Consider the following 19463-nt stretch of genomic DNA (forward strand, 5'->3'; position numbering starts at 1 on the left):
TGTCATCCTGCTGCGGTCCGGAAGAAGTCGTTCGCGGGGATGAGAAGGGGATGAGAAGGCGCCGAAGGCCTCAGGCGTTCGGGGCGGCGGCGGGGGCGTCCGCCTGCCAGGCGGTGAACAGCGGTACGTCCTCGGACCCGGCCAGCACGACGACGCCGAACGGGCGGTCGAAGGCGATGTGGTGCACCCGCTGCGGCCGGGGGGCGGCGCCCGCCGGCGCCATGGCGACCACCGTGACGGCGGCGGCCTCCACCCCTTCCTCGGCGACCTTCAGCACGGCCTCCTGGACCACGTCGGAGATGGTGAGCGGTTCGGGCGAGAGGCCGGAGAAGTCCGCGTCGTCGGAGGCGGCCAGCCGGATGCCGAGGGCGGGCAGCTGCCGGGTGACGGCCACGCGGGTCCGCAGCGCGAGCCTCGGCAGCCCGATGGTCACCCGGTCGGTGTCCAGCGGAACACCCGAGGCCCGGGGCGCCCAGCCCGCGGGCAGCACCCGGCCGGCCCCGGCACCCGGCTCCCCCAGGACCAGGCGGACCCGGGCCCCGGGGCGGCCGTCCGGTTCGGGCGCGCAGCGGAGCTCGACGACGTACGCTCCGCCGACCGTCCAGGCGTCGGACAGCGGCACGTGGGCGAACATGGTCGGCACCGGGGCGACCGCCCCGGCCGCGTCCGTGAACGGCAGGTCCTGGGTCCGCCAGGCCTCGAACGGCTTCTCCCAGCGGGCCTTCAGCGCCAGCACGTTGACCAGGGCGAGCAGGATCTCGTCGGTGATCTCCAGCGGCAGCCGCTCGACCAGCCCTCCGGTGGCCTCGCGGACCCAGGCGTCGACGGCCGCCGGGTCCATCGGGCCGAAGCGGACGTCCGGCAGCGCCTCCCGGTACGCGCGCAGCACGGGCACCCGGCTCCAGACCCGGGTGGCCACGCCCAGCGCCCCGGTCTCCGCCAGTTCGCGGGCGACCGCCGTGACGACCGGCGCGGCCTCCTGGTCCGCGGTGCCGAGGAGGGCCCGCAGCTCGGCGGCGGTCGCGCCGCGCGCACCGGCGGCCACGGCGGCCAGCGCGAGCCACAGCCCGGCGGGCGAGCACACGAAGCCGGTGCCCGGCTCCATACGGTTGCCCGGTTCCGTACGGTCGCGGTCGTCGCGGCCCTCTCCCGCCGTCGCGGCGGCCATGCCGTCCTGTATCCAGCGTTCGGCGAGACGCTGGATCACTCCGGTGGTGGATGCCGTACTTCCTGTGGGTCCCGTGGGTCCCGTGGATCCCGTGGCCACATCCGTCACTGCTGCCCCCTCGATAGGAATTGCGTCGTCATGCGGCCGTGCGGCGGCGACAATGCCCCGCATGACCTGGACCGTGACCGCCGAACGATACGACTCCCCCGACGCGAGCGCACTGCGCCGGGACTACTACGACGAGGTCGCGAGCCGCTACTGGCAGCGGCCCGCCACCGCCGAGGAGATCGCCGACGGACTCGCCGACGACGGGGCCGGCCTGCTCGTACCGCCGACCGGGCAGTTCGTCGTCGGCCGATACGGGAGCGAGGCCGCGAGCTGTGCCGGGCTGGTGCTGACGGAGGCGGCCGGGCCGGGTACGGCGGAGCTGACGCGGGTATACGTGCGGCCGGCGTTCCGGGGCACGGGCGGCGGCGGGCTGCTGCTGGCCGCCGTGGAGGAGGCGGCGAGGTCGTACGGCGTACGGCTGCTGCGGCTGGACACCCGCCACGACCTGGTCGAGGCGCGCGGGCTGTACACGAAGCACGGGTACCGGGAGGTGCCGGCGTTCCACCGCCGTAACCCGTACGCGGAGCGCTGGTTCGCCAAGGAGCTGTGACCCGGCCCCGGCGCGCGTGAACCGTCGAGGGCTCAGGCGGGCGGGTGCGGGTGGCCGGGGTCGTCCTGGTCGTCGAGGGCCCGGAGGTGGGCCTCGCGCTCGTCGGGGCGCAGGTGGGCCTCGTGGTCGCGGGGAGGCGTCGGGGAGTGCGGGCGCTCCCTGGTCGAGCCGCTGACCTCGGCGGTCAGTTCGCTGACGAGTCTGACCAGGTCGGTGGGGCGCTCGGGGCCCCACCAGTCGCCGAGGAGCTCGGCGAGGGAGTCCTCGCGGGCCTGGGAGAGGTGGACGACGGCCTCGGCCCCCGCGTCGGTGAGGATCATCTGCAGGCCCTCCCGGCGGGCCAGTCCGCGTTCCTCGACCTGCCGGGCCGCGTCGGTGATCACATGCAGCGGTACGGGAGCGGTCTCGGCGAGCCGGGCGGGTTCGACGGTGCCGTGCCGCTTGATCCGCAGGAGCAGCCAGCTGGCCGCGGGCAGCAGGTCGTAACCGGCCCGCGCGGTGATCTTCTCGTAGATCTCGCGGCGGCCCTCCCGGGTGGCCAGCACCGACAGCGCACGGGCGCACTCGTCGTACGAGGAGCGCTCGACGGGGTTGGAGGCGAGGGTCTGGCCGGCGTCGGGGGCGGTGACCGAGCCCCGGAGCTTGTCCTCGCGGAGGAACCAGGCGAGGACGAAGGCCAGGAGGACGACCGGGACGGCGTACAGGAAGACGTCCGTGATGGAGGTCGAGTACGCGCCGAGGACGCCGGGCCGCAGGTCGGCCGGGAGCTGCCCGATGGCCCGGGGGTCGGCGGCCAGCCGCCCCGCGTCGACGCCCGACGGCAGCGACTGTCCGGCGAGCGCGTCCGTGAGCTGGCCGGTCAGCCGGTTGGCGAAGATGGTGCCGAAGATGGCCACGCCGAACGCGGAGCCGATGGACCGGAAGAACGTGGCGCCGGAGGTGGCGACGCCGAGATCCTGGTAGGAGACGGAGTTCTGGGCGACCAGGACGAGGACCTGCATCACCAGGCCGAGACCGGCGCCGAAGACGAAGAAGTAGGCGCTCATCAGCCAGGTGGAGCTGTTCTCGTCGAGGTTGTGGAGCAGCAGGAGGCCGACGGCGGTGAGGGCCGTGCCCGCGAGCGGGAAGACCTTCCAGCGGCCGGTCCGGCTGACGATCTGGCCGGAGGCGGTCGAGGTGATCAGCAGGCCGAACACCATCGGCAGCATGTGCACGCCGGACATCGTCGGGGTGATGTCGTGGACCACCTGGAGGAAGGTCGGCAGGTAGGTCATCGCGCCGAACATGGCGAAGCCGATGACGAAGCTGATCACGGCGACGAGGCTGAAGGTGCGGATCCGGAACAGTTTCAGCGGCAGGACGGGTTCGACCGCGCGCCGTTCGACGGCGATGAACGCCACGAGCAGGACGACGGCGAGCACCGCGAGCGCGATGATCTGCGGGGAGCTCCAGGCCCAGGTCGTACCGCCGAGGGAGGCGACGAGCACCAGGGCGGTGGCGACGGACGCGATGAGGAAGGTGCCGAGGTAGTCGATGGTGTGCTTCTCGCGGCGGACCGGGATGTGCAGGACGGCCGCGATGACGACCAGCGCGACGACGCCGATCGGCAGGTTGATGTAGAACACCCAGCGCCAGCTGAGGTGTTCGGTGAAGAAGCCGCCGAGGAGCGGTCCGAGGACGCTCGTCACGCCGAAGACCGCACCGAAGAGTCCCTGGTACTTGCCACGTTCGCGCGGCGTGACGAGGTCGCCGACGATCGCCATCGACAGCACCATGAGCCCGCCGCCGCCGAGCCCCTGGAGCGCGCGGAATCCGATCAGCTGGGGCATGTTCTGGGCGATTCCGCAGAGCGCGGAGCCGATCAGGAAGATCACGATCGCGGTCTGGAAGAGCTTCTTGCGGCCGTACTGGTCGCCGAGCTTGCCCCACAGCGGGGTCGCCGCGGTGGCCGCCAGCAGATAGGCGGTCACCACCCAGGACAGGTGGTCGAGTCCGCCCAGCTCACTGACGATCGTCGGGAGCGCCGTGGAGACGATGGTCTGGTCGAGTGCCGCGAGCAGCATGCCGAGGAGCAGCGCCCCGATCGCCACCAGGACGCTCCGGTGGGACTGTCCCTCACCGGGGGCCGGGGGTGGCGGGCTCAGCTGCTGGGCCATGGGCGTCGTCTCCTCGATGCGCTGGACGCACGGATCCGATCCGCTCCGATCCGCTACACACCCATCCTGGACGTTTCGTTCTGTTATGGCCTGTTATGTACTGCCGAGGGCGAGGCGAGGCCCGGCAGCCCGTTGGGCTTCCCCGGGGCGGGCTGCATAATCGCAGGCAGTTCAAGGGGAGGGGACCCACGATGACCGGACACGCATGCCCGGAGTGCGGAAGACGGACGGCCGGGGAGCCCGGCACGGAGCACCGGGTGCCGTGCCGGTGCGGCGCGGGCGCGGGTGCCGCACCGCTCACGGAGGACGAACAGCGGGCCGCCCGTACGGCGGAGATCGCCGCGGCCGAGGACTTCGACCCGCTGCGCATCCGGCCGTACGTGACGTTGACGGACCTCGACGCAAGGGCGGGCGGGGGCGGACTCGCGGAGTCCGGGGGTTCCGCCACCACGAGCGGGCCGGGGACCCCGGAGGCGGCGACCGCCCCTGTCGGCACCCCGAGCGCTCCGGGGGCCACGGAGACCACGATGCCGCTGTTCCTGGGCGACGACGGCCCGGGCGTGGGCGTGGGTACGGGCATGGATACCGGTACGGGCACGGTCGCGGGTGCGAGTGCGCCTGCCGGACCGGGGGGCCGTAGACGTTCCGCCGGCGCGGAGCCGGTCTTCGCTCCCGACCCCGTGCAGCCGCGCCGCAGGCGACCCTTCGGGGCCCTCGCCGTGGGGGCGGCCGTGGCCGCGGTGGTCGGCACGGCGGCCTTCGCCGGCGGGCTGTTCGGCGGCGACGACAGCCGGGACGAGGCGCTGCCGGAGGCCACCACGAGCGTCCCGGACACCGAGGACGAACCGGCGGCGTCGGTCGCCCCGTCGCCCTCCGCATCGGCCGCTCCGTCCCGTACCCCGTCCGCCCCGGCCACTCCGTCCGCCTCGCCGTCCGCGTCCGCCGCGCCGACGAGGAGCCAGGAGCCCACCCCGACCGCCACCGCGTCCGCGTCGCCGACGGCGAGCGCACCGGCCACCCCGGACGGCGGTGGCGGCGCGTCCTCGGCCCCGCCGGCCGAGGCGCCGCCCGCCGAACTGGCCGGCCCCTCGCTGCGGCCCGGCGACCGTGGCCCGGAGGTCGCCGAGCTCCAGAACCGGCTCATGGAGGTGTGGCTCTACTCGGGCCCGTCCGACGCGAACTACAACGGCCGGGTGGAGAACGCCGTGGCGGTCTACCAGTCGTACAAGGCGATCCAGGGCGACCCGGCGGGCGTGTACGGGCCGAACACCCGGCGCGCGCTGGAGGCGGAGACGAGTGGACGCGGACGCCACTGAGCGCGGCCGCCGGGCGGGGGGATTGGCGTTCCGGGCGCGGTTTTTGTATCGTGATGGAACAAAGTAGCTCCCGCCCGCACTCCCTGACCGGCGGGCGGGGGTTGCTCTGGTACGGGACACGCCTGCGGAACCCCGTATCGCACATCCACGTACCGCACCGCCTTCACGGCCCGCGTACGCCCCGCCCCACGGCACGCGCACCCGGGCCGTTCGTACACCTCCCCGCGTTCTGGAGCAGCCGATGCCGGCCACCGTCCTCACCGCACAAGCCCTCCTGCTCGACATGGACGGCACCCTCGTGAACTCCGACGCGGTGGTCGAGCGCTGCTGGCGGCAATGGGCGGTCGAGCACGGACTGGACCCCGAGGCCGCGCTCAAGGTGGTGCACGGCCGGCAGGGGTACGCCACGATGGCCGTGCTGCTCCCGGACCGCCCGGTGGAGGAGAATTACGCGGACAACCGGCGGATGCTCGCCCAGGAGACCGCCGACGTCGAGGGCGTCATGCCGATCGACGGGGCGCCCGCGTTCATGGCCGCGATCGCCGAGCTGCCGCACGCACTGGTGACCTCCGCCGACACCGCGCTCGCGACGGCCCGGATGGGTGCGGCCGCGCTGCCGATGCCCGCCGTCCGCGTCACCGCCGAGCAGGTCGGCGCCAGCAAGCCGGACCCCGAGGGCTTCCTCAAGGGCGCGGCGGAGCTGGGCTTCGACGCGGCGGACTGCATCGTGTTCGAGGACTCCGAGGCGGGCATCGCGGCGGGCCGGGCGGCGGGCATGCGCGTCGTGGGCGTCGGCCCGCGCGCGGCGGCCCTCGCACCGGACGCCCATGTCGAGGACCTGACGCGGGTACGGGTGGAGGCGGCCGAGGACGGCTCGATCCGCCTGCACATCGGCGAGGCCTGAGACTCACCCGGTCCGGGCCCCTGCACCGGCCCCGGCGTTCAGTCCCGGTTCAGCAGCCCGCGCGCGACCAGTTCCAGGACCGTCGCGACCGCCATCACCTGAACCGCCATCAGTGCCACCAGGACGAACAGCTGCACGGCGCCCGCCTCCACGGGTGAGGCGCCGCCCAGCAGCATGCCCACGAACGCCCCCGGCAGCGTGACCAGCCCGACCGTCCGGGTCTGGTCGAGCCCGGGCAGCAACGCGTCCGACGCCGCCGGCCGCACGATCTCCAACCGGGCGTCCCGGTCGAGCAGCCCGAGGGCCATGCCCGCCTCCACCTCGCCGCGCCGGGCGGCGAGTTCGTCCAGGGCGCGCCGTCCGGCGAGCACGGTCGCGGTGAGCGCCCCGCCGATGAGGATGCCCGCCACCGGAATGAGCGCCAGGCCCCGGACCGGCACGAGCCCCGTGAGCAGCAGCGCCGCCACCACGGGCAGCACGCCCACCCCGATCGGCACGGCCGCCCAGCGCCAGGTGCGGTTGCTGGTGACCCGGCGTCCGGCGGTCCACACCGCCACGGCGAACATCAGCGCCACGAACCCGAGAAGCGGCGCCAGGGACCGGACCACCCAGCCGATGAGCAGGGAGACGGCGGCGAGTTGGGCCGCCGCCCGCACCCCGGCGACGAGAATCTCGCGCGACCGGCCCAGCGAGGCCCACGCGGCGACGGCAGCGGCAAGGACCAGCAGGACGGCGAGAACGACGCCGAGCGTGAGGGAGACCGGAAGCAGCACGCGGCAACGATAGAGCGAGCCGCACCCACCCCGACCCCATCACCACCCGGCCTCCCCGCAGGGCCCGGACACCCTGCGCACCCCGAGCCCCGAGCCCCAAGCCCTCAAGCCCCAAGGGGGCGTACACGCACCCCCGCACGCCCCCACTCCCCGATCCACCCCCCAACACCACCCGGACAAACCCCCCGTGACGGACCCGCGCGCCCCCGCGATCCGTCACTCCCCTTGCACACCCCTTGATGTGACGTGCACATGTCGCCACTCTGTTACCTGACGCCCACCCCGCAGAAACCTGGCGTCGCCACGATGGCCGGGCCCACCCACCGCCCGCCCACGCACCCCCCACGTCAAGGGAGTTCGCATGTCCGGTATCTACGCGCGTCGCCTCTCCGTCGTCGCAGCAACCGCCGCACTCGCCGCCTCGTCCGCCCTGCTCGCCGCCCCCAACGCCCAGGCCGCCATGCCCACCCCGGTCAGCGCGGCGACCGCACGCACCTACCTCGGCCAGCTCACCGTCGGCGCCGAGGGCTCGTCCAGCGGCTACAGCCGCGACAAGTTCCCGCACTGGATCACCCAGTCGGGCGCCTGCAACACCCGTGAGGTCGTCCTCAAGCGCGACGGCACCAACGTCCAGCAGGACTCCTCCTGCGCCGCGGTCAGCGGCAGTTGGTACTCGCCCTACGACGGCGCGACCTGGAGCGCCGCGTCCGACGTGGACATCGACCACATGGTGCCGCTCGCCGAGGCCTGGCGCTCCGGCGCGAGCAGCTGGACCACCGCCCAACGCCAGGCGTTCGCCAACGACCTGACCCGCCCCCAGCTCATCGCGGTCACCGACAACGTGAACCAGTCCAAGGGCGACAAGGACCCGGCCGAGTGGATGCCGCCGCGCTCCTCGTACAAGTGCACGTACGTCCGCGCCTGGGTCCACGTCAAGAAGCACTACAACCTGAGCGTGGACTCCGCCGAGAAGAGCGCCCTGCAGTCGGCCCTGAACGGCTGCTGACCCGCCGGAACCGGTGCGCGGCCCTTCCTCGTTCTGTACGTTACGGAGCCGGTCCACGGAGCCCGTCCGTGACGGTGGCGCGAGGAGACATCACATGGCCGGACTGCGCCTGGGTCCACTGCTGCGGTACGTCGACTGGGAGACCGGGTCCACCGCGACCGTCTGGGTCGAGGCGAGCCGTCCGTGCACCGTGGAGGTCCGGTGCGCGGACGGCGCCTCGGGTTCGTCGCCGACCTTCGCGGTGGCCGGGCACCACTACGCCCTGGTGGTGGTGACGGGCCTGACCCCCGGCTCCACCACGGCGTACGAGGTGCTGATCGGCCCCCGGCGCGTCTGGCCGCCCGACGACGCCCGCCTCCCGCCGAGCACCATCACCACACCACCGGTGGCGACGGCGACCACGGCCACCACCGCGGCTACGGCGTCGGCGGGCGCCGGGGCCGAACCGCCCGGCGTACGGATCTCGTTCGGGTCGTGCCGCTGGGCCGCCGCTCCCGGCGGCGGGCACGACCCCGTCGGGCCGGACGCCCTGGTCACGCTGGCCGCCCGGCTCGCGGCGGACCCGGCGGCCGAGCGGCCCGACGTGCTGCTGCTCCTCGGCGACCAGGTGTACGCGGACGAGACCTCTGCGGCGACCCGGCGCAGGCTCGCCGCCCGCCGGGATCTGCGCGAGCCGCCGGGCGCGGAGATCGCGGACTACGAGGAGTACACCTACCTCTACGACGAATCGTGGCGCGACCCCGAGGTGCGCTGGCTGCTCTCCACCGTGCCCAGCTGCATGATCTTCGACGATCACGACGTCATCGACGACTGGAACACCAGCGCCGCCTGGCAGCGGGACATGCGCGCCACACCCTGGTGGCACGAACGGATCGTCAGCGGGCTGATGTCGTACTGGGTCCACCAGCATCTGGGCAATCTCTCCCCCGCCGAGCTGGCCGCCGACCCCGTGTACGCGGCGGTCAGGGCCTCACCCGACGGCACCGAGGCGCTGCGCCGCTTCGCCGCCGAGACCGACGCGGATCCCGCCCGGACCCGATGGAGCTACCGGCGTGTTTTCGGCCGAGTACGGCTGGTGATGGTCGACACCCGCGCGGCCCGCGTCCTGGCCGAGGAGCAGCGGGCGATGCTCGACGCCGAGGAGGCCGGCTGGCTGCGGGAAGCGGTCCTGGACGACCCGACTTCGTACGATCATCTGCTCATCGGCAGCTCGTTGCCGTGGCTGCTGCCGCCGCTCATCCACGACGCGGAGCACTGGAACGCCGCCCTGTGCGCGGGCGTACGCGGGCGACGCTGGGCACGGTTCGGCGAGAAGCTGCGCCGCGCGTCCGACCTGGAGCACTGGGCCGCCTTCCCGGAATCCTTCGACCGGTTCACGGAGTTGCTGCGGGAGGCGGGAAGCGGTCCGGACGCCCCGGCGACGGTATGCGTCCTCTCGGGCGATGTGCACCACGCCTACATCGCCGAACCCCGGTGGCCGGACACCGGACCCCGCCGACCGGACACCGGGCCCGCCCCCGCGACCGGCTCCGGACCCGGTTCCACCGCCGGTTCCGGGGTCGCCCCGGCCTCCCGCGTCCTCCAGCTGACCTGTTCCCCCGTGCACAACTCGATCCCGCGATCCATCCGGACGGGCTTCCGGTTCGGCTGGAGCCGGGCGGGCCGGTGGATCGGCCGGGCACTGGCCCGCCACGGACGCACGGGAGCGCCGCCGGTGACCTGGAGCAGGGCCGGCGGGCCCTGGTTCGGTAACCAGCTCATGACGCTCACGTTGCTTGGCCGGAAGTCTGCGCTGACATTGGTGCAGGCCACAGCGGGCAGCGCGGGGGCCCAGCTGGAGACGGTTCTTGAGCGTTCACTCACCCCTGAGAGTGAAGCACTATCCGGCCACTCGACGGAATGTTGAAGTTGCAAGCACTAGTGAGGTTTTCCTAGCCTGAGGCGCTCGGTCGGTTCACGTCCCCACCACAACCGAAGGAGCCCGCCCCCATGCTCATCCGCTTGAACCAGGCACAGCCCTACGCGCTCAGCCTCTTCCGCTTCGTCGTCGGCCTGCTCTTCGCCTTCCACGGCGCCGCCACGCTCTTCGGAGTGCTGGGCGGCACCCAGGCGGAGACCGGCGCCTGGCCCGGCTGGTACGCCGCCCTGATCCAGCTGGTCTGCGGCTCCCTCGTCGCCCTCGGCCTCGGCACCCGTGCCGCGGCCTTCCTCGCCTCGGGATCGATGGCGTACGCGTACTTCAAGGTGCACCAGCCCGAGGCGCTCCTGCCGATCCAGAACGGCGGCGAGGCGTCGGCGATGTTCTGCTGGGCGTTCCTGCTGCTGGTCTTCACCGGCCCGGGAGCGGTCGCCCTGGACCGCTTCTTCGGTTCGCGCGGCACGACGGCCACCACCGAGGACCCGGCCCGGCGCGAGCAGGCCCCGGCCGTCCCTGTCTGACCGGCGGTCCGCCCACCCGCCCGCTCCCGGACCCTCGTGTTCCGGCGCCGACCCGGTGCGCGGGTGAGACTCCGCAGGAGCGGCGCACAGGCGCGGGGGCGGTGCCCACTGCCCCGGCACGGGGTGGCGGGGCACCGCCCCCGCGCCGCGTCCGCCCCCGCACCGGGATCCGCCCGAAGGTACGGTGCGGAGCCTCCGTCACACCTCCCCGGCGGGCCCGAACGGCACCGTGAAGCAGGCCGCCCGCTCCCCCGCACCGCCCTGCCGGTCGTGAATGATCACCGACCGCGCCCCGCCCTCCCGGAAGTCCCAGCCGTGCAGGGCCTCCGCCCGCCCGTCGCCGTCCTCGTCCGTCCGGAAGTCCAGCCACACCTCGTTGGCCGGGTCCGCGGTCGGCTCCGGGCGGTGCTGGTAGTGAGGACCGGCCGCCGCGGGATCGGCGCCGCAGGGCGAGGTGTGCACATGCATCCCGTACGCACGGCCGGGCACGAGCCCCCGCAGCCGGGCCCCGACCCGGGTGCCGGACGGGTCCGTGAACTGCGTGACCTCGATCCGCGCGCCCGCCGGCACCAGCCGGGTGTCGTACGTCAGCGCGTCGGACGGCACGAAGGAACCGGGCGGGGAGAACACCCCCGCGGCCCGCATCCACGAACTGCCGCCCGCCGTGACAGCGCCGTCGCCGCGGCTCGGACCGCCGCCGCCGCTCGGCTCCTGTGCCGGGCTCCCCGCCGCAGGAGCCCCGTGCGCACCATCCGCACCGTGGCCACCGTGCGCCACGTCGTCCGTCGCGTGGGCGACGCCGACACCGCAGGCCAGCGTCAGCAGAGCCACCGTGCCCACCAGCACCCCCGGGACCCGCGGAACGTCCGTCCTCCGCCGCCCGGAATTCGGGTGCGACGGCCCGTGTCCCGTCCGTACCATCCATGCCGTCATGCGCTGCTCCTCGCTCGTACCGGCCCTCGTGCCGGTCGTTCACCCCTCCTAACGGGCGCATGGCCTCCAGGTGTACGTGACCTGCACAACATCACCCGACCTGGACGAGGCCCCGGGAACCCTCACGCGTACGCTGTACAGCTGAACCTGCCGCCCCTGCCGCTCCCCTGCGACGTCGCGGCGTTGACACGATCGGGGAGTAGTAGACGGTGCTAGAGAGTGTGGCCGCGCTGACCAGCAGCCCATGGATCTACGCGGTGGTCGCCCTCTCCGTTCTCCTGGACGTCTTTCTGCCCCTGCTGCCCAGCGGCGTGCTCGTCATCACGGCCGCCACGGCGGCCGCGGCGGGCACCACCACCGTCAGCGGCGCCGGCGGGGGCACCGGAGGGCAGGTCCCCTCGCTCGTCGTGCTGATCCTGTGCGCGGCCACCGCCTCGGTCCTCGGCGACCTCGTCGCGTACCGGCTCGCCTGGCGCGGAGGTGACCGGCTGGACCGGGCCATCGCCCGCTCCCGGCGTCTCAGCACCGCGCAGGAACGTCTCGGCGCCGCCCTGAGCCGGGGCGGCGGCGCGTTGGTGATCATCGCCCGGTTCGCTCCGGCGGGCCGCTCCGTGGTCTCCCTCGGCGCGGGCGCCGCCCACCGCAGGAAGCGGGACTTCCTGCCCTGGTCCGCGCTTGCAGGCCTGGCCTGGGCGGGCTACAGCGTGGGGCTCGGCTACTTCGGCGGCCGGTGGCTGGGCTCGACGTGGTTCGGCACGGCCGTTTCGGTCCTGGCCCTGTTCGTGGCGGGCGCGCTGGCCGCGTTCGTCGTGAAGCGCCCCGCGACGCGGACGGCGACTCCGGCCGGGATCGCGGCGGAGGCCGCGAAGACGCCGGTGCCAGCGCAGACGGACACAGTGGCGGAGACCAGGGCGGGGGCTGGGACCGGAGCGGTGACGGTGACCGGCGCGGGGGCACCGGCAGTCGCGCCCACCGGCCCCACCGGCCCCGGCGGGCCGGCAGCGGTGGGCACACCCGCTCCGGCCGCCCCCTGAACCGAGGACGGTCGCGCGGCGACGGGGCTCAGCCCTTGGCCGCGCCCCGTATCTCCAGGCCGTCGAGCAGCTTCATGGTGGCTGCGGTGATCTCGTCGACGGCCCGGTCGAAGACCTCACGGTTGTGCGCGGCGGGCGCGCGGAACCCGGAGACCTTGCGTACGTACTGAAGGGCGGCGGCCCGCATGTCCTCCTCGGTGGCCTCTTCGGGGAGGGCGGGCGGGCGGAGCGTCTTGATGCTGCGGCACATGTCTCCAGTGTGGACCGCCCCACTGACAACGGACACCCGTCGCCGCATCCATCGCCGCCCGCCGTCCCGGCCGGTTCAGCTCCGTACCAGGTCGCTCGGGTCCGACCGGTCCGTGCACAGGGCCCAGATCACGAAGACGTCGATCGCGATGGTGACGATGGCCCAGACCGGGGTGTACGGGAGCCACATGAAGTTGGCGATGAGGTTCAGGGAGGCGAGGGCGACGCCCGCCGCGCGGGCCCAGGTCGCGCCCTTGAGGATGCCCCAGCCCACGAGGATGAGGATCACGCCGAGGACGAGGTGGATCCAGCCCCACGAGGTCACGCTGAACTTGAAGACGTAGTCGTTGATCCGCGTGTAGACGTCGTTCGAGGCGATTCCCGCGATGCCCTTCAGTACTCCGAGGATGCCGTCCACGAAGAGCAGGACACCGGCGAACACTGTTCCTCCGGCCGCCCACCCGCTGCCGGTGTATCCCCCCGGACGCGGGTCGGCGGGGCGCGAGGCGCCGGGTGTGCTGGGCTGCGACATGAGGCCTCCTTGGTCGGAACAGGCGCCGGGCGCCTGCTGTCCTGACCTGCCCCGGTGGTGCGGGCGGATCAGCTCCGACGTTCCTCGCGGCCCCCGCGCGGAGCCACCTGGACGCACCCGTTCGGGTGATGTGTCACGGCGCGCTGACCGTCACGATGCGTCCTTGGGCGTCGACGGTGAGGGCCACGCGCTCGACCCGGTTGACGAGGGCGACGCCGGCCCACACAATGCCCCACACCAGGCACGAGAAGACGGTGAGGAAGGCGTGCAGCACATGGTTCACCGGCTGCCCGCGCACCAGCACCACCTGGCTCCCGGAGCGCGACTCGACGCGCCAGCCGCTCGCGATGCGCCGGCTCACCACCCAGTCCAGGATCAGCGTGCGCTGCGCCGCGTCGGGGGGCTCGGCCCCGGCCACGTAGTACCCGGGCGGCGGTTCGATCGAGGCGCTCTCGCGTACCGTACGACGGCGCTTCACGGGATCACCCCCAGGTGTCGAGGTCGCCGCCGCGCCATTCGATCAGCCCGGGCCGGTCCAGCTCGACGACCTTGTCGGGCCCCGGGGCGAACCCCGCGGCCCTCAGCAGCGCGGCCACTTCGCCCCGCCCGTGCGCCAGTCCGACGATCTGGCCGTGCACGGTGACCCGCCGCCCTCCGGTCGCGGAAGGCGGATAGACGATCACGGGCGGGTGCTCGGCCATGCCTCCACGGTGCCTTGAGCACTGCCCCCGCGCATCCCGGGAGGCGGACCGCCCGCCCCGCCACGGAACCGCCCGGGCGTGGCCCGACGTCCCTGCCCACGTTCGTACGATCATGAACCGCGACGGAGGACCCGCCCATGGCGACCACGGCTGCCCGCTATCTGTACGTGACCCGGCACGGTCAGGCGTCCGCCGACGAGACCACGCTGACGGACGCGGGCCGCCGTCAGGCCGCGCTGCTCGGGGAGCGGCTCCGCGGGGCTCCGATCACGGCGATCCACCACGGCCCGCTGCCGCGCGCCGAGCAGACGGCGAAACTGATAAGCGAGCGGCTTCCGGCCGTTCCTCTGGTTCCCTCCGAACCGGCCGGCGACTACCTCCCGTACCTGCCGCCGCGGGAGGAGCTGCCGGCGGAGACGGCCGACGAGACGCTCGCCCGGCTGGCCGGCTTCCCAGCGGCGGAGCGTGAGCTGGGTCCCGGGCTGGCCGAGGAGGCGCTCGCGCGGTTCACGGGCACGGTCGAGGGCGACGAGCCCCGCCACGAACTCCTCGTCACCCACAACTTCCTGGCCGGCTGGCTCGTCCGGGCCGCGCTGGACGCCCCGAAGTCGCGCTGGCTGGGCCTCAACCACGCCAACGCCGCGCTGACCGTGATCCGTTACGCGCCCGGCCGCGCTCCGGCCCTCCTTCTGTTCAACGACACCGGGCACCTGCCCGCCGAGCTCCGCTGGACCGACTTCCCGCCCGAACTGCACATCTGAGAGGAGACGGGCGGAGGCGACCGTTCAAGCACCGCGCCCGGGGCCGGGCCTGCCGACCATGGACATGAGCAGCTCGTGCGTCCCGGCGTCCGCCGCCACGACGAGACCCCGGCCGCCCGGTCGGGCCGGGGCGCCGTCGATCCCGGTGACGACACAGCCGGCGGCCCGGCACAGGGCGATCCCGGCGGCGAAGTGGACGCTTCCGCTCAGGTCGCCGCCGTCGGTGACGTAGGCGGCCCGCTTACCGGCCGCGACCCAGGCCAGCGCGAGCGACGTGGAGACGACGCGCGGGCGGAAGTGCTCGACGAACCCGGGATGGGCCAGCAGGTCCACCGCCCGGAATCCGGGCGCGCCCGGGAAGGGCGGATCGAGGTTCACGTCCACCAGCCGGGTGTCCGCCGTGGGAGCCAACGGCGCGTCGCCCGTGTCCCCGGACCGGACCCGGGCGGTCTCTCCGTCGGTGAGGAAGACCTCGCCGCTGAACGGATCGGCCACGGCCGCCGGACCGTCGCGCAACGCCACGTTGACGGCGACCAGTTGGGAGCCGACGGCGTAGTTGAGCGTCCCGCACAAGGGGTCCACCAACCACTCCCGCCCCGCACCGACCGCACCCCGTCGGCCACCCTCCTCGCCGTGCACCGCGTCCTCGGGCCGGGCGGCGCGGAGGACGTCGAGGATGGCCTCCTCGGCCGCCACGTCGACATCGGTGGCGAAGTCTCCGGCACCCTTGTCGATACGGGAGTGGAGCTGCCCGTACCGGGCGCGCACGACTGCCGCCCCGGCCAGCGCCGCGGCGGCGGCCGTCTCGGTGTCGGTCAGCTCGGCAGGTGAGTCGATCATGAAGAGCAGGCTAGCGGGAGCCCCCGTACGCCGCCCGGAAAACCAACCACGGCCGCAAGCCCCCACCACAACAACACCCCCTCTCCCCTCCCCCTCCCTCTCCCTCACGCGCCTTCCCGGTGGCCGAGGAGCAGCGCCTCCGAGCCGACGGGCCGGAACCCGGCGGCCTGGAACGCCCGGATGCTGCGCGCGTTGCCCGCGGCCTGCTGCGACCAGAGCGGTTCGCCCGGGGGCACCAGGTGCCGCGCGGCGGTGGCGAGAGCCCGGCCGAGGCCCCGGTGCCGGGCGTTCTCCTCCAGCTCGACGGCGACCTCCCACCGGCCGGCCACCCCACGCCCGAGCACCAGCACACCCCCGTCGACCTCCCACATCCGCACCCCGTCCCGCCGCCGACGGGCGCTGACCACGCGCGGGTGCACGGGATCGGTGACCTCCCGCAGCTCCAGCCCGGGCGCACCGGGCAGCGGGGACGCCACGGTCAGCAGGTCGATGGTGTCGGTGACCCGCCCGGTGCGTTCCAGGAGGGCCAGCAGAAAGCGGGGATGCATGGTCGCGGCCAGCGCATCGCAGTCCAGAGCGGCGAGCGTCGCATGGACCCACCCGGGATCCTCGTCGGTGAACACGACCGAGTGCGCGGTGAAGGCGATCACCCCCGTGTCACGGCCGCTCGGCGCGGCGACCACGGTCGTGCCCCCATCAGCCTCCGGAAACCGCCCGCACGCCGCGGCATCCAGGATCTCCGCCAGCGCCTGCCCCATGAAGTGCCCCCTCGTCCTTGGCCGTTCGGCCCGACCGCCGTGTGCCGCCGGGTCGCCACGCGGCACGATGGAAGCAGAGACGCTTCATCCGCCTGTACGCAGCCGGCGCACGGCCGTTGCCTCGATGATCCCCGGCCACGCCTCCGAGAGCCACACCCGCACCGACGGGAACGCCGGAAGCCCGGGAGGCAGACCGTCGTGCAGGTGAGCCGTCTCCGGCTCCAGCAGGCGGTTGCGCGCGAGTGTGGCCGGCTCCTCCCCGCCCTCCGCCGCCTCCGAGACGCTCTTCAGGAACATCGCGTTGGCCGCGACCAGCCACCCGCCCCCGGTCACGCACGTCCCCGAGGAGGAACCCTCGTTCCCAGTGGCCAGGGCCCAGGGGTCGGGCGCCAGGTAGCGCACCGCGCCGACCCCGGTGAACGACGCGGCGGCCGAGCACATCGAGCAGGGTTCCTGGGTGCTCCAGAGCGTGGTGGCGCCCAGGTCCCATTCCGTACGGGCGGAGCCCAGCGCGTTCAACTCGGCGTGGGCCAGCGGCGTACCCCGCAACGGACCGTTGCCGGCCCCGGTGTCGTATGCCTGGTTCCGGCCCTCGGCCAGGATGACGAAGGCCCCCGACCATGATCGGTCGGGGGCCTTCGCCATGTCTTCCGCTGGTGGGCGCGGACGGTTTCGAACCGCCGACATCTGCTTTGTAAGAGCAGCGCTCTACCCCTGAGCTACGCACCCGTGGATGAGGCAACAGCGTACATGGACCGGGGCCCCTGCTCATAAACCGTTCCGGGGGATAACCCCACCCCGAAGACGGTAGCCGTCCGGATCCCGCCGGAGGGCCCGGGTGCATACGGTTCGAGTGCACCGGCAACGACGTCCGGTGGCACGTACCGCACGCACTGGGGGACCGATCATCGTGGACATCGTTTCGAGCGCACCGACCCGCACCCGCCCCGGGGCGCCCGGGCGGGCCCTCGCTCTCGGGGGCGGGGTCGCGTTGCTGGCGCTGGCTCTCACCGGGTGCGGGGGGACGGATGTGGACGGCGCGCCCGTCGAGCGGGAGTCCTTCGCGCTGGCGGGGAAGGTGCTGACCATCGAGGCCGAGAACGGGATCGTGGACCTCGTGCCGGCCGATGTGGAGCAGGTCGAGGTGGAGCGGCAGGTCGACGGGTGGTCGGTGTTCGGCAGTGGGCCGGACTCCGTCTGGAAGATGGAGAAGGACACGCTCACACTCCGGGTGAAGTGCGAGGGCGTGCTCAACAACTGCGATTCCCGGCACCGGGTGAAGGTGCCGCGCGGTGTCGATGTGACGGCCGCGTCGGACAACGGGACGATCACCGCCACCGGCTTCGACCGGGCGCTGGACCTCTCCTCCGACAACGGGGAGATCAACGTCCGGGAGGCGAGCGGCGCGCTGAAGCTGAAGAGCGACAACGGGGAGATCCGGGCGGACCGGATCTCCGGCTCCTCCGTGGTCGCCCGCGCCGACAACGGGGAGATCCGGCTGGGCTTCAGTTCGGTGCCCGATCTCGTGGACACCGAGAGCGACAACGGGGGCATCACCATCGACCTGCCGCCGGGCGGGCAGAAGTACGCGGTGGACGCCTCCGCCGACAACGGGGACGTCTCCGTCGAGGTGCCGCGCGGTGACGACAGCGCCCATGTGGTGAAGGCGCGCAGCGACAACGGCCAAGTCACGGTGCGAAGCGCGAACTAACCGGCCCGTGTGTTCGTCCTTACCTGGTGGGAGAATGTACCGGGCAGGGCGAATCGGCACGGGAGAGGGATGTGACGGCGACACACGCGCGGCCGGAGGCAGGAGCGGGTGGAAGTTCCGCCGTCCAGAGTGGTCAGGGTGGGCAGGGCCTGCCCGGGCGGCGCTCCCCCGGTTCCGGGGCGCGGGATCTTCTGGCGTTGATGCTGCTGCCCGTGCCCCTCGTGCTCGCCACGCTGCCCGCCGCCTTCGCCGGTGGCGGTACGCGCCGGTGGTTCGGCGGGCGCGGGGAGAACGAGCGGGCCGAGGCGCAGGCCGCGAAGGATGCCGCCGCCGAGGCCTTCTACGAGCTGGACAGCGCCCAGCGTGATCTCAGGATCTCCATCGAGACCATCAACGCCGTGGACAGCTCCTCGCGCGGCCGCAAGGCCTCCGAGGACTTCGCCGCGCTCGGTCGGCGCATCGACGAGGTCAGTCACGCCTACATCACCGCCGTCGACAGCCATGACCTGGACCGGGACGATCTGGAGCCCGCCGTCGCCTCCCGGGCCCGTACGGAACTGACCCGGGCCAAGGACGACCTCGTACGGGTCAAGGGCGAGCTGGACCGCTTCGCGCAGGGTCTCGGGCCGCTGCTGGGCAGCGCGGAGACGCAGCTCGCCCGCCTCGCCCCCGCCGTCGAGCGGGCCCGGCAGGCGCTGCTCGGCGCGAGCAACGCTCTCGACGCGGTACGGGCCGCGGGGCTGCGGGCCGACGAGCTCGCCGCCCGGCTCGCCGCGCTCGCCCCGGAGCTGACCAAGCTGAACCAGGGCGCGGGGAAGCACGGGGTCGCGGAGACGCTCCAGCGGGCCGATGTGGTGCTGCGCGACGCCGAGGCCGTACGGACCGAGGCCGAGCGGCTGCCCGAGCGGGCCGCCGAGATCGACCGGCGGCTGGTGTCGCTGCGGACCCGGGCGCAGGCGCTCACGACGCGGGCCGGTTCGGTGGAGCCGGTGCTCAGCGAGTTGCGGCGGCGTTTCTCGGCCGCCTGCTGGCAGGACCTCCAGCCCGTCCCGGAGCAGGCCGCCGTGAACGTACGGCAGGCCGAGGAGAAGCTCGCGGAGGCGGCGAAGGCGCGCGACGAGCAGCACTGGGCGGACGCCACGTCACGGCTGTCCACGGTCCGTGCCCTGCTCAACGCCACGGACGAGGCGGTGTCCGCCGCCGGGGACCGGTTGCAGCGGTTGAACGCCGTGGCGAAGGACCCGCAGCAGGAGATCGAGCGGACCCGGTTCGCGGTGCGCGACGCCCAGCGGCTCGCCATGGCCGGCCGGCACACGCCCGACCCCCGGCACGCCCGGCCGCTCGACGACTCCGTCGCCCGGCTGGAGCGGGCCATCGCCGGGCTGGAGGGACGCCACCCGGACTACTGGCACTTCCTGACCGAGACCGAGGCCGTGCGGCAGACCGCCGCCCGGGTCGTCTCCGACATCCGCGAGGAGCGCGGCGGCGGCACCTGATCCTTCCGGCGTCAGGGGGCGTGGTCTC

At 73.5% G+C, this 19463-nt stretch carries 21 protein-coding genes and 1 tRNA gene; 10 read left to right on the plus strand and 12 right to left on the minus strand.

Annotated elements, in window-relative coordinates; translation table 11 throughout:
• Positions 1-70: 70 nt before the first annotated feature.
• Entirely contained in the window at positions 71-1276 is a 1206-nt protein-coding gene (locus tag KV381_RS09665; protein WP_256995034.1) for a serpin family protein, read from the minus strand.
• A 61-nt stretch (positions 1277-1337) separates the two neighbouring features.
• Here KV381_RS09665 and KV381_RS09670 point away from each other — a divergent pair, with 61 nt between their 5' ends.
• Positions 1338-1826, plus strand: a complete 489-nt coding sequence (locus KV381_RS09670) for a GNAT family N-acetyltransferase (protein WP_030081082.1) — start codon at positions 1338-1340, stop codon at positions 1824-1826.
• A 32-nt stretch (positions 1827-1858) separates the two neighbouring features.
• On the opposite strand, the gene KV381_RS09675 is transcribed toward KV381_RS09670, so the two are convergent.
• A complete protein-coding gene (locus tag KV381_RS09675; protein WP_030081084.1) occupies positions 1859-3982 on the minus strand; it encodes an MFS transporter in 2124 nt (707 codons plus the stop codon).
• A gap of 191 nt (positions 3983-4173) precedes the next feature.
• Between KV381_RS09675 and KV381_RS09680 the strand changes: the two genes are divergently transcribed.
• Positions 4174-5298, plus strand: a complete 1125-nt coding sequence (locus KV381_RS09680) for a peptidoglycan-binding protein (protein WP_218785061.1) — start codon at positions 4174-4176, stop codon at positions 5296-5298.
• Positions 5299-5539: 241 nt separating this feature from the next.
• Complete coding sequence (locus KV381_RS09685; protein ID WP_030081088.1) at positions 5540-6202, plus strand: HAD-IA family hydrolase; 663 nt, start codon at positions 5540-5542, stop codon at positions 6200-6202.
• A 38-nt stretch (positions 6203-6240) separates the two neighbouring features.
• Here the strand turns inward: KV381_RS09685 and KV381_RS09690 are convergent, their stop codons facing one another.
• Positions 6241-6975, minus strand: coding sequence for an ABC transporter permease (locus KV381_RS09690; protein WP_218785062.1), 735 nt, complete (start codon positions 6973-6975; stop codon positions 6241-6243).
• A gap of 361 nt (positions 6976-7336) precedes the next feature.
• On the opposite strand from KV381_RS09690, the gene KV381_RS09695 reads away from it, so the two are divergent.
• From KV381_RS09695 to KV381_RS09705, 3 genes are all read left to right on the plus strand, one after another.
• Entirely contained in the window at positions 7337-7981 is a 645-nt protein-coding gene (locus KV381_RS09695) for an HNH endonuclease family protein (RefSeq protein ID WP_086780182.1), read from the plus strand.
• A 94-nt stretch (positions 7982-8075) separates the two neighbouring features.
• Positions 8076-9887, plus strand: coding sequence for an alkaline phosphatase D family protein (locus KV381_RS09700; protein ID WP_218785063.1), 1812 nt, complete (start codon positions 8076-8078; stop codon positions 9885-9887).
• 83 nt (positions 9888-9970) lie between these two features.
• Positions 9971-10420 carry a DoxX family protein gene (locus tag KV381_RS09705; protein ID WP_030081097.1) on the plus strand — a complete coding sequence of 150 codons (450 nt, stop codon included), beginning with the start codon at positions 9971-9973 and terminating at the stop codon, positions 10418-10420.
• A 198-nt stretch (positions 10421-10618) separates the two neighbouring features.
• Here KV381_RS09705 and KV381_RS09710 read toward each other — a convergent pair whose 3' ends face one another.
• Positions 10619-11353: a superoxide dismutase family protein gene (locus KV381_RS09710; protein ID WP_218785064.1), complete on the minus strand. Its 735-nt coding sequence runs from the start codon at positions 11351-11353 to the stop codon at positions 10619-10621.
• A 209-nt stretch (positions 11354-11562) separates the two neighbouring features.
• On the opposite strand from KV381_RS09710, the gene KV381_RS09715 reads away from it, so the two are divergent.
• Positions 11563-12387, plus strand: coding sequence for a DedA family protein (locus KV381_RS09715; protein WP_050504698.1), 825 nt, complete (start codon positions 11563-11565; stop codon positions 12385-12387).
• Between the two features lie 28 nt (positions 12388-12415).
• Here the strand turns inward: KV381_RS09715 and KV381_RS09720 are convergent, their stop codons facing one another.
• The 4 genes from KV381_RS09720 to KV381_RS09735 form a co-directional block, all read right to left on the minus strand.
• Positions 12416-12637: a DUF2277 domain-containing protein gene (locus KV381_RS09720; protein ID WP_030075838.1), complete on the minus strand. Its 222-nt coding sequence runs from the start codon at positions 12635-12637 to the stop codon at positions 12416-12418.
• A 75-nt stretch (positions 12638-12712) separates the two neighbouring features.
• On the minus strand, positions 12713-13168 hold the full coding sequence (locus KV381_RS09725) for a hypothetical protein (protein ID WP_030075836.1): 456 nt from the start codon (positions 13166-13168) through the stop codon (positions 12713-12715).
• A 133-nt stretch (positions 13169-13301) separates the two neighbouring features.
• A complete protein-coding gene (locus tag KV381_RS09730) occupies positions 13302-13646 on the minus strand; it encodes a hypothetical protein (protein ID WP_030075834.1) in 345 nt (114 codons plus the stop codon).
• Positions 13647-13650: 4 nt separating this feature from the next.
• The gene (locus tag KV381_RS09735; RefSeq protein WP_006124168.1) at positions 13651-13869 is read right to left on the minus strand and encodes a hypothetical protein; all 219 of its coding nucleotides are present in this window, start codon (positions 13867-13869) and stop codon (positions 13651-13653) included.
• 137 nt (positions 13870-14006) lie between these two features.
• Between KV381_RS09735 and KV381_RS09740 the strand changes: the two genes are divergently transcribed.
• Positions 14007-14630 (plus strand): histidine phosphatase family protein, encoded by a 624-nt coding sequence (locus KV381_RS09740; protein ID WP_218785065.1) that lies wholly within the window; start codon positions 14007-14009, stop codon positions 14628-14630.
• A 24-nt stretch (positions 14631-14654) separates the two neighbouring features.
• On the opposite strand, the gene KV381_RS09745 is transcribed toward KV381_RS09740, so the two are convergent.
• From KV381_RS09745 to KV381_RS09760, 4 genes are all read right to left on the minus strand, one after another.
• Positions 14655-15470, minus strand: coding sequence for an inositol monophosphatase family protein (locus tag KV381_RS09745; protein WP_030622283.1), 816 nt, complete (start codon positions 15468-15470; stop codon positions 14655-14657).
• A gap of 104 nt (positions 15471-15574) precedes the next feature.
• The gene (locus KV381_RS09750; RefSeq protein WP_030075827.1) at positions 15575-16228 is read right to left on the minus strand and encodes a GCN5 family acetyltransferase; all 654 of its coding nucleotides are present in this window, start codon (positions 16226-16228) and stop codon (positions 15575-15577) included.
• 84 nt (positions 16229-16312) lie between these two features.
• A complete protein-coding gene (locus KV381_RS09755; RefSeq protein ID WP_256995035.1) occupies positions 16313-16873 on the minus strand; it encodes a deaminase in 561 nt (186 codons plus the stop codon).
• A 9-nt stretch (positions 16874-16882) separates the two neighbouring features.
• Positions 16883-16957, minus strand: a tRNA-Val gene (locus KV381_RS09760).
• A 181-nt stretch (positions 16958-17138) separates the two neighbouring features.
• Here KV381_RS09760 and KV381_RS09765 point away from each other — a divergent pair.
• Together KV381_RS09765 and KV381_RS09770 are read left to right on the plus strand one after the other, a co-directional pair.
• Complete coding sequence (locus KV381_RS09765; RefSeq protein WP_030622278.1) at positions 17139-17939, plus strand: DUF4097 family beta strand repeat-containing protein; 801 nt, start codon at positions 17139-17141, stop codon at positions 17937-17939.
• Between the two features lie 71 nt (positions 17940-18010).
• Entirely contained in the window at positions 18011-19435 is a 1425-nt protein-coding gene (locus tag KV381_RS09770; protein WP_373461008.1) for a hypothetical protein, read from the plus strand.
• Positions 19436-19463 lie beyond the last annotated feature (28 nt).

Source organism: Streptomyces sp. WY228 (genome assembly GCF_019287315.1).
Taxonomy (GTDB): Bacteria; Actinomycetota; Actinomycetes; order Streptomycetales; family Streptomycetaceae; genus Streptomyces; species Streptomyces caviscabies.